This window comes from Bacillus sp. B-jedd (genome assembly GCF_000821085.1).
Classification (GTDB): Bacteria; Bacillota; Bacilli; order Bacillales; family Cytobacillaceae; genus Bacillus_D.
On record NZ_CCXR01000001.1, the window covers coordinates 151,602 to 164,100 of the forward strand.

At 46.7% G+C, this 12,499-nt stretch carries 13 protein-coding genes, 12 tRNA genes and 1 rRNA gene; 25 read left to right on the forward strand and 1 reads right to left on the reverse strand.

Going from position 1 to position 12,499, the window contains the following annotated elements:
- The first annotated feature begins 1 nt into the window (after position 1).
- The 7 genes from BN1002_RS00790 to BN1002_RS00820 all read left to right on the forward strand — a co-directional run bounded on the left by BN1002_RS00790 (position 2) and on the right by BN1002_RS00820 (position 5,973).
- On the forward strand, positions 2 to 403 hold the full coding sequence (locus BN1002_RS00790) for an anti-sigma regulatory factor (protein ID WP_048823142.1): 402 nt from the start codon (positions 2 to 4) through the stop codon (positions 401 to 403).
- A 10-nt stretch (positions 404 to 413) separates the two neighbouring features.
- Entirely contained in the window at positions 414 to 1,424 is a 1,011-nt protein-coding gene (locus tag BN1002_RS00795) for a PP2C family protein-serine/threonine phosphatase (protein WP_048823143.1), read from the forward strand.
- A gap of 60 nt (positions 1,425 to 1,484) precedes the next feature.
- The gene (locus BN1002_RS00800; RefSeq protein WP_048823144.1) at positions 1,485 to 1,817 is read left to right on the forward strand and encodes an anti-sigma factor antagonist; all 333 of its coding nucleotides are present in this window, start codon (positions 1,485 to 1,487) and stop codon (positions 1,815 to 1,817) included.
- Positions 1,814 to 2,287: an anti-sigma B factor RsbW gene (gene rsbW / locus BN1002_RS00805; RefSeq protein ID WP_048823146.1), complete on the forward strand. Its 474-nt coding sequence runs from the start codon at positions 1,814 to 1,816 to the stop codon at positions 2,285 to 2,287. Before BN1002_RS00800 ends, rsbW begins: the two co-directional genes overlap by 4 nt.
- Entirely contained in the window at positions 2,265 to 3,059 is a 795-nt protein-coding gene (gene sigB / locus BN1002_RS00810; protein ID WP_048823147.1) for an RNA polymerase sigma factor SigB, read from the forward strand. Before rsbW ends, sigB begins: the two co-directional genes overlap by 23 nt.
- Positions 3,056 to 3,652, forward strand: a complete 597-nt coding sequence (locus tag BN1002_RS00815) for a PP2C family serine/threonine-protein phosphatase (RefSeq protein ID WP_048823149.1) — start codon at positions 3,056 to 3,058, stop codon at positions 3,650 to 3,652. Before sigB ends, BN1002_RS00815 begins: the two co-directional genes overlap by 4 nt.
- A 140-nt stretch (positions 3,653 to 3,792) precedes the next feature.
- On the forward strand, positions 3,793 to 5,973 hold the full coding sequence (locus tag BN1002_RS00820; protein WP_048823150.1) for a Tex family protein: 2,181 nt from the start codon (positions 3,793 to 3,795) through the stop codon (positions 5,971 to 5,973).
- Between the two features lie 86 nt (positions 5,974 to 6,059).
- Here BN1002_RS00820 and cmpA read toward each other — a convergent pair whose 3' ends face one another.
- Positions 6,060 to 6,173, reverse strand: coding sequence for a cortex morphogenetic protein CmpA (cmpA, locus tag BN1002_RS23525; RefSeq protein WP_148362710.1), 114 nt, complete (start codon positions 6,171 to 6,173; stop codon positions 6,060 to 6,062).
- An 89-nt stretch (positions 6,174 to 6,262) separates the two neighbouring features.
- On the opposite strand from cmpA, the gene BN1002_RS00825 reads away from it, so the two are divergent.
- The 18 genes from BN1002_RS00825 to tsaD all read left to right on the forward strand — a co-directional run bounded on the left by BN1002_RS00825 (position 6,263) and on the right by tsaD (position 12,481).
- Entirely contained in the window at positions 6,263 to 6,739 is a 477-nt protein-coding gene (locus tag BN1002_RS00825) for a SprT family protein (RefSeq protein ID WP_048823151.1), read from the forward strand.
- 299 nt (positions 6,740 to 7,038) lie between these two features.
- Positions 7,039 to 7,113, forward strand: a tRNA-Asn gene (locus BN1002_RS00830).
- A gap of 4 nt (positions 7,114 to 7,117) precedes the next feature.
- Positions 7,118 to 7,205, forward strand: a tRNA-Ser gene (locus tag BN1002_RS00835).
- 19 nt (positions 7,206 to 7,224) lie between these two features.
- Positions 7,225 to 7,296, forward strand: a tRNA-Glu gene (locus BN1002_RS00840).
- Positions 7,297 to 7,306: 10 nt separating this feature from the next.
- A tRNA-Gln gene (locus BN1002_RS00845) sits at positions 7,307 to 7,381 on the forward strand.
- A gap of 257 nt (positions 7,382 to 7,638) precedes the next feature.
- Positions 7,639 to 7,714 (forward strand) — tRNA-Lys (locus tag BN1002_RS00850).
- Positions 7,715 to 7,724: 10 nt separating this feature from the next.
- Positions 7,725 to 7,806, forward strand: a tRNA-Leu gene (locus BN1002_RS00855).
- Positions 7,807 to 7,890: 84 nt separating this feature from the next.
- Positions 7,891 to 7,976: transfer RNA gene (locus tag BN1002_RS00860), tRNA-Leu, on the forward strand.
- Positions 7,977 to 8,025: 49 nt separating this feature from the next.
- Positions 8,026 to 8,102 (forward strand) — tRNA-Arg (locus BN1002_RS00865).
- Between the two features lie 5 nt (positions 8,103 to 8,107).
- Positions 8,108 to 8,184: transfer RNA gene (locus tag BN1002_RS00870), tRNA-Pro, on the forward strand.
- Positions 8,185 to 8,189: 5 nt separating this feature from the next.
- A tRNA-Ala gene (locus BN1002_RS00875) sits at positions 8,190 to 8,265 on the forward strand.
- A gap of 334 nt (positions 8,266 to 8,599) precedes the next feature.
- Positions 8,600 to 8,715: ribosomal RNA gene (gene rrf / locus BN1002_RS00880) — 5S ribosomal RNA — on the forward strand.
- 26 nt (positions 8,716 to 8,741) lie between these two features.
- Positions 8,742 to 8,815, forward strand: a tRNA-Met gene (locus BN1002_RS00885).
- Positions 8,816 to 8,821: 6 nt separating this feature from the next.
- A tRNA-Asp gene (locus BN1002_RS00890) sits at positions 8,822 to 8,898 on the forward strand.
- 948 nt (positions 8,899 to 9,846) lie between these two features.
- Positions 9,847 to 10,317, forward strand: a complete 471-nt coding sequence (gene tsaE, locus BN1002_RS00895) for a tRNA (adenosine(37)-N6)-threonylcarbamoyltransferase complex ATPase subunit type 1 TsaE (RefSeq protein WP_048823152.1) — start codon at positions 9,847 to 9,849, stop codon at positions 10,315 to 10,317.
- On the forward strand, positions 10,298 to 10,999 hold the full coding sequence (gene tsaB, locus BN1002_RS00900) for a tRNA (adenosine(37)-N6)-threonylcarbamoyltransferase complex dimerization subunit type 1 TsaB (RefSeq protein WP_048823153.1): 702 nt from the start codon (positions 10,298 to 10,300) through the stop codon (positions 10,997 to 10,999). Before tsaE ends, tsaB begins: the two co-directional genes overlap by 20 nt.
- Positions 10,992 to 11,462 (forward strand): ribosomal protein S18-alanine N-acetyltransferase, encoded by a 471-nt coding sequence (gene rimI / locus BN1002_RS00905; RefSeq protein ID WP_048823154.1) that lies wholly within the window; start codon positions 10,992 to 10,994, stop codon positions 11,460 to 11,462. The genes tsaB and rimI overlap by 8 nt, the downstream gene beginning before the upstream one ends.
- Positions 11,459 to 12,481 carry a tRNA (adenosine(37)-N6)-threonylcarbamoyltransferase complex transferase subunit TsaD gene (tsaD, locus tag BN1002_RS00910; RefSeq protein WP_048823155.1) on the forward strand — a complete coding sequence of 341 codons (1,023 nt, stop codon included), beginning with the start codon at positions 11,459 to 11,461 and terminating at the stop codon, positions 12,479 to 12,481. Before rimI ends, tsaD begins: the two co-directional genes overlap by 4 nt.
- Positions 12,482 to 12,499: the final 18 nt, after the last annotated feature.

The window sequence follows — 12,499 nt, forward strand, 5'->3', positions numbered from 1 at the left end:
AATGGGCATCCAATCCTGTGTGAAAATCCTGAATGAATGGGACATTGTGGCTGCCCGCCAGCTTGGCCGCAATGTTGCCCGAGAGCTTGGTTTCGGCACCGTGGACCAGGCGAGAATTACAACTGCAATTAGTGAGCTGGCGAGAAATATATACCTGTACGCAGGCCAGGGGCAAATTTGTATAGAGAAAATATATGATGGCCCTAAAGCTGGATTGAAGGTGATTGCTGTCGACAGCGGTCCTGGTATTGGGGATATACGGCAGGTGATGGAAGACGGGTTTTCTACTTCGGGTGGCCTTGGAGCAGGCCTGCCAGGGGTGAAACGGCTAATGGATCAATTTGATATCATCTCATCACCTGGGAAAGGAACGGATATTAGAGCAGTAAAATGGCTCCGTTAGGGGGATGAATATGGATTTGCGGGAAAGAATGGAAGAGAAATACAGAAGCATATTAATTGATTACCTGAATGACCAGTCAGAACAGACATTGTATCAAGGGCAGAAGTTCAGCAGGGAATTAATTGAAAAGAAAATTTCTCCAGAAGAAATCGTAAGTCTTCATAAAGGCCTCCTGCTTGATCTTTATCCCAACGTACCCGAAAGTGTGATCCATTCCTTTGACGTTCTTTTGGAAGTGATGGTAGGTTACGGACTGGCATACAGGGAGCATCAAAGCCTGAGGAATAAACAAATGGAATTCCGCACTGAGATGGAAATAGCAGCCAACGTGCAGCAGACCCTTCTCGGGACGTCGATTCCTGTTGTTGAGGGAATGGACATCGGGGCAATCAGTGTTCCAGCCAGGCATATGAACGGCGATTATTTCCACTTTGTGCTTGATGATAATCAATGTGTCAATGTGGCCATTGCTGATGTCATTGGAAAGGGGATCCCTGCTGCGCTGTGCATGTCGATGATTAAATATGCGATGGACAGCCTCCCTGAAAACAGGCATGCCCCTTATATGGTCCTCGAAAGCCTGAACAGGGTTGTCGAACAAAATGTGGACCCAAGCATGTTCATAACGATGTTTTATGGAATGTACAATCCAAGCAATCATATTTTTTATTACTCCTCCGCCGGTCATGAGCCGGGGTTTTATTACAACGCCCAAACAGCTGATTTTGTAGAAATGGAAGCGAAAGGGCTGCTTCTGGGGATTGATAAAAAAACAAAATACCAGCAATATGAACGGTTAATAAATCCGGGAGATATGATCATCCTCATGTCAGATGGCGTGACGGAATGCCGGACGGAAGAAGGGTTCCTTGAAAGGGATGCCCTTATTTCCTATATCCGGAAATATATCCATCTTGAAGCTCAGGAAATCGTGAACAATATATACAAAGACCTTGAAAGGCTCCAGGATTTCCAATTAAGGGATGATTTTACACTCATCATCTTGAAAAGGAGCGTTTAACTGCCGTAGAAAAGGGTAAAGAGTTTAAGCGGTAAATAAATAGACAAGGGGTGGGTCAATTTGGACATCAGATTAGATGTTAATGAATCCAATGAATTTGTTGAAATATATGTGAACGGTGAAATTGATGCTTACACAGCACCGAAGCTGCGTGAAGCGGTATTCCCGCTGTCCGAAAAAGACGGCGTGAAAATGGTCATCGACCTTTCTGAAGTTTCCTATATGGACAGTACGGGTCTTGGTGTCATTGTAGGCGTGTTCAAGGCTGTCCGAAGCCACAATGGGGAATTCAAGCTTGTGGGCCTTTCGGATCGCCTGATTAGACTTTTTGAAATTACTGGTCTGGCAGATATTATTGATATCAACAGTCAGATAGAGGGTGGAGTGCAATGAGCCAGGCGTTTGACTATATTGAAATGAAAATACCGGCAAAGCCCGAATACGTAGGAGTCATCCGCCTTACGCTTTCCGGTATTGCGAGCCGGATGGGTTTTTCCTATGATGATTTGGAAGATTTGAAAATAGCGACCAGTGAAGCTTGTACCAATGCTGTTCAGCATGCGTATAAAAACAATGAGCCAGGCGAAGTCATAGTCGGCTTCGGCCTTTATTCTGACCGTCTGGAGGTTATGGTGGCTGACAGTGGACAGAGCTTTGATTTCGAATCGGCTAGACAGGGTTTGGGACGTTATGAGGATCATGGTTCAGTTGAGTTTTTGCGCGAAGGAGGCTTAGGGCTATACCTGATTGAAACGCTTATGGATGAAGTCAGGATTCACCACAAGGAAGGTGTAACTGTCTTTATGACAAAGTACCTTGAAGGAGAGCAGGTGGAGACAGATGTCGAAACAATCTCAACCTAACTCCGCAGGGAAACTGGATGTTAATGAACTAATCAAAGCGTATCAACTGCATCAGGATGAATCAGCCCAGGAACAGCTAGTCCTAAACTATAAGAATCTGGTCGAAACAATCGCGCGTAAATATTCAAAGGGACGTTCGTTTCATGAGGATATTTTCCAGGTCGGAATGATTGGCCTGCTTGGCGCTATCAGAAGATATGACGAATCTTTCGGCAAAAGCTTCGAGGCATTTGCTGTCCCGACAATTATCGGGGAAATCAAAAGGTTCCTTAGAGATAAAACATGGAGTGTCCATGTCCCAAGGCGGATTAAAGAGCTTGGGCCAAAAATCAAGACAACCGTTGAAGAGCTGACTACCAAACTTCACCGTTCTCCGAAGGTATTCGAAATTGCCGAAGCGCTCGAGGTATCCGAGGAAGAAGTGCTTGAGGCGATGGAAATGGGCAAAAGCTATCAGGCCCTTTCTGTTGACCATTCCATTGAAGCGGACTCTGACGGCGGTACGGTGACGCTGCTCGATATCGTCGGCAATATTGATGAAGGCTACGAAAAAATCAATCAGCGGCTTGTGTTGGAGAAAGTCCTTCACGTCCTGAATGACAGGGAAAAGAAAATCATTCAGTACACATACCTTGAGAATATGAGCCAAAAAGACGCCGGTGACAAGCTGGGGATTTCCCAGATGCATGTATCCCGGCTGCAGAGAAGGGCAATTAAAAAGCTGCAGGAAGCGATCAATGCGGAGGCCAATAACTCGGAGTGTCTTTCATGAACCATCTAATTGAGGATCATATTGAAGTCTTTGCGCACCAGACAGCCAAGGAAGGTAAGTCGCACTGTGGCGACAGTTACTTTTTTATCGCAACAGAGGATTATTTCGTCTGTGTGCTGGCAGACGGACTCGGCAGTGGGCAGTATGCCTACGAAGCTTCCCATTCGGTCGTGGTGGCGGTTGAAGAAAACCATCATGAAGATGTCGACACAATCATGAAAATTTGCAATAAGTCATTGGTTAATAAAAGGGGCGCGGCCGTCTCGGTCCTGAAGGTGTATTTTCACGCGAGGGAATTTGTCTATAGCTGTGTCGGGAATATCCGGTTCTTTTTATATTCATCAAAAGGAAAGCTCACATACCCCTTGCCTGTAACGGGCTATTTGTCCGGAAAACCACAAACCTACCACACACAGCGATTTTCATACGATCCCCATTCTAAATTCCTGATCTTCTCGGACGGCTATGAGTTTCAGGGAGTAAAAGCCCTCCTGAAAGGTTTATTCCCTGTTACCATGATTGCCGATGAAATTAAGCGGAAATACCAAACTAAATTAGATGACGCGACATTCATAGTCGGAAGCCTGCACTAGTGCCGGCTTTTCTTTTTGCAAAAAATGGTCCGGGCCTCTGATTTTTAAAGCATCCATTAAGGCCCTCCATCGGTTTTTACCTGCCTTGATAATTTGTTACAATAGAACAGGAAGCCCAGAAGAGTGGAGGGAACGGTTAGGTGAACGAAACCATAACGAAACAAGAAGAACTCGCGAAATTAATTGCAGCAGAACAAGGACTTGCCCTAAAGCAGGTACATAATGTCATGGCCATGGTTAATGAAGGAAATACAGTTCCGTTTATTGCCCGTTACAGGAAGGAACAAACCGGGGCCCTAGATGAAGTGCAAATCAGAAACATTCTGGAAAGGTGGCAATACCTTCAGAATCTTGAACAGCGCAAGACGGAAATCCTCCGTTCCATTTCGGAGCAGGGGAAACTGACCGATGAACTTTCCAGGCAAATTGATAAAGCAGTGAAGCTCCAGGAACTTGAAGATCTTTATAGGCCATACAAACAGAAGCGCCGTACAAAGGCTACTGTTGCAAAAGAAAAAGGACTGGAGCCACTCGCGGATTGGCTGCTGGCGTTTTCCGGCGGTTCTGTCGAAGAGAAAGCGCGTGAATTTTTGTCGGAGGAAAAAGAAGTTCTAACGGTTGAAGATGCCATTGCGGGCGCCCGAGATATCATTGCCGAGCGGGTATCGGATGATCCTGAAAGCAGGAAATGGATCCGCAGGGAAACGTTCAAAAGCGGCACTGTTGTTTCTGCTGTAAAGGATGCCGAGAAGGATGAAAAGAAAGTTTTCGAAATGTATTACGAATATGAAGAGCCTGTGAGCAAAATTGTCCCACACCGGATTCTTGCCTTGAACCGCGGTGAAAAGGATGAAATTTTAAGAGTTGGCATTAAGGCTGGGGCTGACTTGATACTTGCGAACTTATCACGCAAATGGGTTAAGAAACCCCATTCACCTTCTGCGCAGATTGTCCTTGAGGCAATAGAAGACGGATACAAAAGGCTTATCCAGCCATCAATTGAACGGGAGATCCGCAACGAATTGACAGAAAAGGCGGAAGAGCAGGCCATCCATATATTTGCCGAAAACCTGCGCAAGCTTCTGCTACAGCCACCACTAAAAGGAAAGGTGGTACTGGCAGTTGACCCGGCCTACCGGACGGGGTGCAAGCTGGCGGCCATTGATGAAACAGGGAAAGTCCTGAAAATCGATGTGATTTATCCTCATCCGCCTGTTGCAAAACGCCGCGAGGCAAAAGAAAAGTTCAAAGCCATTCTTTCTGATTTCAAAGTGGAGATGGTGGCAATCGGAAATGGGACTGCTTCAAGGGAAACTGAGCAGTTTGTCGCCCATATTTTGAAAGAAACAGAAGAAGAAATTTATTATCTAATTGTGAATGAGGCAGGAGCCAGCGTGTATTCCGCCTCAGATCTGGCTCGTGAAGAATTCCCGCATTTGCAGGTTGAAGAACGGAGCGCTGTCTCTATCGGCAGGCGATTGCAGGATCCGCTTGCGGAACTGGTGAAAATTGACCCGAAATCAGTCGGGGTGGGACAGTACCAACATGACGTTTCGCAAAAGAGGCTGTCCGAATCGCTTCATTTTGTAGTTGAAACGGCTGTAAACCAGGTAGGAGTGAATGTTAACACGGCTTCACCTTCCCTGCTTCAATATGTAGCTGGATTGACCAAAACAACGGCCGCAAATATCGTCAAGCAGCGCGAGGAGGAAGGGAAGTTCACCAACCGCACACAGCTGAAGAAGATACCGCGCCTAGGGGCAAAAACATACGAGCAGGCAATAGGCTTTTTGAGGATATTGGACGGAAAAGACCCGCTTGACCGGACCGGCATCCATCCCGAGAATTACAATGCTGTTAAAAAGCTGCTCACCAGCCTCGGATTTAATACCGAAGATCTTGGAAGCGAAAAGCTAAAAGCGGCACTGGGAAGTCTCAATCTTAGGGAAACTGCCGAGGGACTTTCAATTGGAGAAATCACATTGAAAGATATAATAGATGCTTTAATCCGGCCGGAAAGAGATCCCCGTGATGAATTGGATGCGCCACTTTTGAAAAAAGATGTTTTGAAGCTTGAAGATTTGCAAGCTGGCATGGAACTGCAAGGGACGGTCCGGAATGTTGTCGATTTCGGAGCATTTGTCGATATCGGTGTTAAACAGGATGGGCTTGTCCATATTAGCAAGCTGAGAAAGCAATTCGTCAAACATCCGCTCGATGTCGTTTCGGTTGGGGATGTTGTTACAGTCTGGGTCGACTCTGTGGACAGGCAAAAGGGAAGAGTGTCACTGACGATGCTTGAACCGGAAACAGGCGTTTGAACGGATTTAAGATTCACAATTTAAAAAATGGCGTGCCTGGAAAAACGGCACGTCTTTTTTATATGCTAAAAACCAAAGTTTGGCGCTTAGAGAGGATTCTTCTTCCTATAAAAAAACCAGCACTGATTCAGAAGTTTAATTTGGTAACGATTCTTTTCAAAAAAAGCACGTCTGATCCTATTTTGGAACCATGTGGGCATCCCGATCCCTCCCTACGAGTCTCATAACGTTTCCATATTCTATGCTATAATAGGTTGTCATGTTAAAACGAAAGAGAGGAAAGCATTGGATGGAGAACCTGGAACTTCAAGTGCTGACAGAAAAAATATCCGAAGAATTATTCGGTTTGCCATTCGTGCATAAAGCAGTATTTAATCCGCGGTTAAAAACAACAGGCGGAAGGTACCTGCTTAAATCGCATAACATAGAAATAAATAAACGGTACCTGGAACAGCTTGGCTATGAGGAAATGGTGGGCATTATAAAACATGAATTATGCCATTATCATCTGCACCTTGCTGGCAGAGGGTACAAGCATAGAGATGCTGACTTTAGGATGCTATTAAAAAAAGTAGGAGCACCGAGATTCTGCGGTCAGCTGCCGGAAAAAACAGCCGCCCGGAAAAGCGGGAAAATAATTGTTTACGAATGCACTGCATGCCGGGCTGCTTACAACAGAAAAAGAAATATGGACATATCGAGGTATGTCTGTGGCAAATGCAGGGGAAAGCTTAAGAAAGTAAAGGAGATATACAGCAGTTCTTAACGGGGGAGTGCTGATTTTTTTTTGACGAACATTGAATAAATTGCCGAAAAAACCATTGGTATTATAGGTAAAAAATATCTTATTAATGATTCTTGACATTGATGTGCCGCGTCTTTATAATGTAAAGAGTCGACGGGAGACACTCCCGGTTTGATGCGAATAACCAGCGGTGGTTCGAGAGTTATAGTCGAGCATTATTCCTACGGCTGGGAAAGAACCTAGCGGGCATATCTTGTAAAAGCATGCCTGGGTGAAGGAAAAAAAGCTATCATTTTTTATGATATAGGTATTCTTATTATTCCACAGTAGCTCAGTGGTAGAGCAATCGGCTGTTAACCGATCGGTCGTAGGTTCGAGTCCTACCTGTGGAGCCATTTTGGGGAAGTACTCAAGAGGCTGAAGAGGCGCCCCTGCTAAGGGTGTAGGTCGGGTAACCGGCGCGAGGGTTCAAATCCCTCCTTCTCCGCTCGTTGTTTTTTCATCATGGCCCCTTGGTCAAGCGGTTAAGACACCGCCCTTTCACGGCGGTAACACGGGTTCGAATCCCGTAGGGGTCATTTTTATTATTGGGCTATAGCCAAGCGGTAAGGCAACGGACTTTGACTCCGTCATTCGTTGGTTCGAATCCAGCTAGCCCAGCCATTTTTCTTTTAATCATTTGAGCCATTAGCTCAGTTGGTAGAGACGAGCAGCACTTCTCTGAATCTGCTGCGAGTTGCGGAGCAGAACGCAAGTTTTGCGGAGCACCTGACTGTAATGTATCAAAGATTATGAAAAGAACACTTTATACGAGCCATTAGCTCAGTTGGTAGAGCAACGAGCAAAGCATCGTGAAATAGCTTCGAGTTGCGGAGCATCTGACTGAAGTGTATCAAAGATTAGGAAACAATATTTTATACGAGCCATTAGCTCAGTTGGTAGAGCATCTGACTTTTAATCAGAGGGTCGAAGGTTCGAGTCCTTCATGGCTCACCATTTTTAGAATGCGGGTGTGGCGGAATTGGCAGACGCACTAGACTTAGGATCTAGCGCCGCGAGGCGTGGGGGTTCGACTCCCTTCACCCGCATCACTAAAAAACAAAAGCAAAAAATACCAGTTGCAAAGTAAGTTGATTGGTGGTAAGATAAATCTTGTCGCTGTTTTAACAAATGCGGTCGTGGCGGAATGGCAGACGCGCTAGGTTGAGGGCCTAGTGGGGGCAACCCCGTGGAGGTTCAAGTCCTCTCGGCCGCACCAATAACTTATAAATTGGTTAAGATAAGACGTTAAGGTCGTTTGCGAATGTGCGCCCGTAGCTCAATTGGATAGAGCGTCTGACTACGGATCAGAAGGTTATGGGTTCGACTCCTTTCGGGCGCGCCATATTACGGGAAGTAGCTCAGCTTGGTAGAGCACTTGGTTTGGGACCAAGGGGTCGCAGGTTCGAATCCTGTCTTCCCGACCATTTTCGGGGCCTTAGCTCAGCTGGGAGAGCGCCTGCTTTGCACGCAGGAGGTCAGCGGTTCGATCCCGCTAGGCTCCACCAAAAAAAGATATTGACACCTGTTTCTGATCGTGTTAATATAGTAAAGTCGCTTTCGGGCGACAACGTTGTTCCTTGAAAACTAAACAAACAAGCGTCAACAAACAATATTTATCATGATCTTCGGATCATGAGCCAACGTAACTTTATGAGCTAAACTCATACTCTTTCTTGGAGAGTTTGATCCTGGCTCAGGACGAACGCTGGCGGCGTGCCTAATACATGCAAGTCGAGCGGAGGTTTTGAAAGCTTGCTTTCGAAACCTCAAATTGATCATTCGTTCTTCGAACTTCTTCTAATTATCCAGTTTTGAGGGAATGAACCTCAAACCAAATAGTCTGGCAGTTATGGCGAGAAGGCCACACCCGTTCCCATCCCGAACACGGAAGTTAAGCTTCTCAGCGCCGATGGTAGTTGGGGCCTTGCCCCTGTGAGAGTAGGACGCTGCCGGGCTATACCAATTTTATACTTTTTATCGTCGCGGGGTGGAGCAGTCTGGTAGCTCGTCGGGCTCATAACCCGAAGGTCGCAGGTTCAAATCCTGCCCCCGCAATCATTTGGTCCGGTAGTTCAGTTGGTTAGAATGCCTGCCTGTCACGCAGGAGGTCGCGGGTTCGAGTCCCGTCCGGACCGCCATTTTTAGTTTAATAGTTTTACTATTAAAAAACGAAACTGAGTTTCGTCTTTTTTTATTTTCAAGAATGTATAGCAGTGCCCCTATTATAAATATAACCGGGAAAGCAAACCTCTAAAGCCGGCTTGCTTTCCCGGTTTTTCTTTATTTGAAAAGGGTTCGGGCTGCAAAGGAAGACTTAGAGCCCGTACCGCAGTGGACAGAGAGTCCTTCGAGCTGTAAATGAAGACTTAGAGCCCGAACCAGAGCAGGCAGAGGGTGCTTCGGGCAGTAAAGGAAGATTTAGAGCCCGAACCATAGCAGGCAGAAGGTGCTTCGGGCAGTAAAGGAAGACTTGGAGCCCGGGCAGTAGCTAGCAGAGGGTGCTTCGGGCTGCAAAGGAGAGACTTAGAGCCCGAACCGTAGTGGACAGAGGGTTCTTCGCGTCGCAAAGGGCGACTTAGAACATGAACGGCGATAGTCAGAGGGTCCTTGGCGTCGTAAAGGCAGTTCTTCGGTCTGTAAAGTAGTTATTTTTTGGTTCCTTTAGGAGAACCTGATTTTTAATCTAAGGGTATCTTTCATTAACATCAAAATCTCATTAATGAACCTGCAAATGAAAGTCCATTGGCCGAACCCGATGCAACTTCGGAGTTCCACCCGCATATTTCCCATCACGGTAATAGAAAACGCAGCTGAAAACAAACTGACCACCATTCTGCTGTACGTTCACATTTGTTTTAGACAGCAGCAACCCTCCCAATAAGCATATATCCTCCTCAATCAAAACCTCCCTGCTAAAATAAGATCAATTTGCACCTTTTTGCAAAATTCCACCCTCCCCCAATAATCCAGCCCTTTTGCCCATTCATTGAAAATCATGTAAACTACATACATGTGGATAGGCGAATAGCAGAAGTATCCAAACAGTTTTTGCTGGACTAAAACAATCCTTTATTCAGGTGATAAATTTGAAAACTTATGATTATATAACATCCTCTTCGGAGGAGACTATTCAGTTTGCCGATAAGCTTGGCAGGCTTCTTGAGCCGGGTGATGTTCTTACATTGGAAGGGGACCTCGGCGCTGGAAAGACGACATTTACCAAAGGGCTTGCGATCGGGCTGGGAATAAAACGGATGGTGAATAGCCCTACCTTTACGATTATTAAGGAATATCAAGGCAGGCTGCCGTTGTACCATATGGATGTTTACCGGGTTTCGGATGAAAGTGAAGACCTTGGCTTTGATGAATACTTTGAGGGCGATGGGGTTACAGTGGTGGAATGGGCCCACTTGATTGGCGGGCAGCTGCCTGATGACAGGCTGGACATTCATCTGTACCATGAACCTGAAAATCGGAGAAGAATTGTTTTCAAACCAAAGGGCAGCCGGTATGAGCAATTATGTGAGGAGTTTTTTCATGAAGATCTTAGCAATTGATACGTCCAATTATCCTCTCGGGGTGGCTGTTACCGATGGGGATAAGGTGGTCGCCGAATACATCACTAATCTGAAAAGGAACCATTCACTCAGGATTATGCCGGCCATTGAAACAGCTCTGAAAGAAGCGGAAATGCAGCCCGCTGATTTAACGAAAATCGTCGTGGCTGAAGGGCCGGGCTCTTATACAGGAGTCAGGATTGGCGTGACCATTGCTAAGACGATGGCGTGGACGTTAGGCGTTCCTCTTTCAGGCGTATCAAGTCTTGAAGTGCTCGCGATGGCGGGAAGATATTTTGCAGGGACGATTGCGCCGATATTCGATGCGCGCAGAGGCCAGGTTTACACAGGGCTTTACCGGTTTGAGAATGGCCATGTCACCACAGTGGAACCGGATCAGCTGGTGATGATGGATGAATGGGCCTCGATGCTCGCAAAGAGGCAGGATAAGACTTTGTTTATCGGAAATGATCTGCCCATCCATCAAGAGAAAATTGAAGCTTTAATGGGTGATAAGGCTGTTTTTGCAAATCCAACTGAAATGAATCCACGCCCTTCCGAACTGGCTTTCTTAGGCAAAAATAAACCGGATTCCGACGTGCATTCTTTTGTTCCTAACTATATCAGGCTGGCTGAAGCCGAAGCGAAGTGGCTTGAAGCAAGGGGCCAGCACCATGAGTAACCAGGCGCCAGACAGGAATGAAACGTATACTTTCCGGCTTATGCGGGAAGAGGATATCGATCAGATTCTTATTGTGGAACATGAATCGTTTACCCTGCCATGGAGCCGGGAGGCGTTTTATAATGAACTGAACCATAACCAGTACGCAGTGTATGTAGTGCTTGAGGATGCGGGACGGATTATTGGCTATGGCGGCGTCTGGGTAGTGCTTGATGAAGCGCATATTACGAACATTGCCATTTTGCCTGAATACCGCGGCCAGAAACTGGGCGAGGCCCTATTAAAGAAAGTAATCGAAATATCAAAGGCAAAGGGCGCTGAAACGACAACGCTTGAAGTGAGGGTTTCCAATACGGCGGCCCGTTCCCTGTATAAAAAGCTTGGCTTCCAGGAAGGCGGAATCCGCAAGAAGTATTATACCGACAACCAGGAAGACGGAATTGTGATGTGGGTGAAGCTATGACAAAAGATCAACTTATATTGGGAATAGAGACAAGCTGTGATGAAACAGCAGTAGCCATTATCAGGAATGGCCGGGAAATTTCCGCCAATGTGGTGGCATCGCAAATTGAGAGCCATAAACGGTTTGGTGGGGTAGTACCCGAAATCGCCTCCCGACATCATGTAGAAGAAATGACTGTCGTCCTGGAAGAGGCGCTAAAGCAGGCTGAGGTGACGATGAACGATATAGACGCCATTGCAGTAACAGAAGGGCCGGGTCTTGTAGGTGCTCTGCTTATTGGCGTGAATGCGGCAAAGGCATTGGCTTTTGCCAATCAGAAGCCGCTTGTGCCCGTCCACCATATCGCAGGGCATATTTATGCGAACAGACTGGTAGCTGAAATGAAGTTCCCGCTCCTCGCCCTGGTCGTTTCAGGCGGGCATACCGAGCTGATTTATATGAAAGAGCACGGCCATTTCGAAGTGATTGGCGAAACACGTGATGACGCTGCGGGTGAAGCATATGATAAAGTCGCCCGGGTGCTGGATATGCCTTATCCTGGCGGTCCGCATATTGACAGGCTCGCCCAGGAAGGCACGGCCTCCATACCGCTGCCAAGGGCGTGGCTTGAAGAGAATTCGTATGATTTCAGTTTCAGCGGCTTGAAATCCGCGGTTATTAACACGGTCCACAATGCCGAGCAGCGGGGCGAAACAATTGCGCCTGCGGACCTTGCGGCAAGCTTCCAGGAAAGTGTAATTGAGGTTCTTGTGGCAAAAACAGAACGGGCTGCACGTGAATACAATGTCCGGCAAGTATTGCTGGCTGGCGGGGTGGCGGCCAATAAAGGCTTGAGGAAGGCCCTCGAAGAAGCTTTCGGCAAAAACGAGCAAGTGGAACTCATCATACCGCCTCTGTTCCTCTGTACTGACAATGCGGCGATGATCGCGGCGGCGGGCAGTGTGATGTTTGAAAAAGGGATAAGGGCAGAATTAACGCTTAACGCGAATCCTGGTCTTGCTATTGAAAAATATAATTAAAAAAGGGGCTGACGGTAA

Bases quoted from the DNA above. Each gene is read 5' to 3' on its own strand.
- rimI (WP_048823154.1), top strand. From the start codon at position 10,992: ATGAGTAACCAGGCGCCAGACAGGAATGAAACGTATACTTTCCGGCTT.
- tsaB (WP_048823153.1), top strand. From the start codon at position 10,298: ATGAAGATCTTAGCAATTGATACGTCCAATTATCCTCTCGGGGTGGCT.
- BN1002_RS00825 (WP_048823151.1), top strand. From the start codon at position 6,263: ATGGAGAACCTGGAACTTCAAGTGCTGACAGAAAAAATATCCGAAGAA.
- sigB (WP_048823147.1), top strand. From the start codon at position 2,265: ATGTCGAAACAATCTCAACCTAACTCCGCAGGGAAACTGGATGTTAAT.
- BN1002_RS00795 (WP_048823143.1), top strand. From the start codon at position 414: ATGGATTTGCGGGAAAGAATGGAAGAGAAATACAGAAGCATATTAATT.
- BN1002_RS00815 (WP_048823149.1), top strand. From the start codon at position 3,056: ATGAACCATCTAATTGAGGATCATATTGAAGTCTTTGCGCACCAGACA.
- cmpA (WP_148362710.1), bottom strand. From the start codon at position 6,173: ATGCCCACATGGTTCCAAAATAGGATCAGACGTGCTTTTTTTGAAAAG.
- tsaD (WP_048823155.1), top strand. From the start codon at position 11,459: ATGACAAAAGATCAACTTATATTGGGAATAGAGACAAGCTGTGATGAA.
- BN1002_RS00790 (WP_048823142.1), top strand. From the start codon at position 2: ATGGGCATCCAATCCTGTGTGAAAATCCTGAATGAATGGGACATTGTG.
- rsbW (WP_048823146.1), top strand. From the start codon at position 1,814: ATGAGCCAGGCGTTTGACTATATTGAAATGAAAATACCGGCAAAGCCC.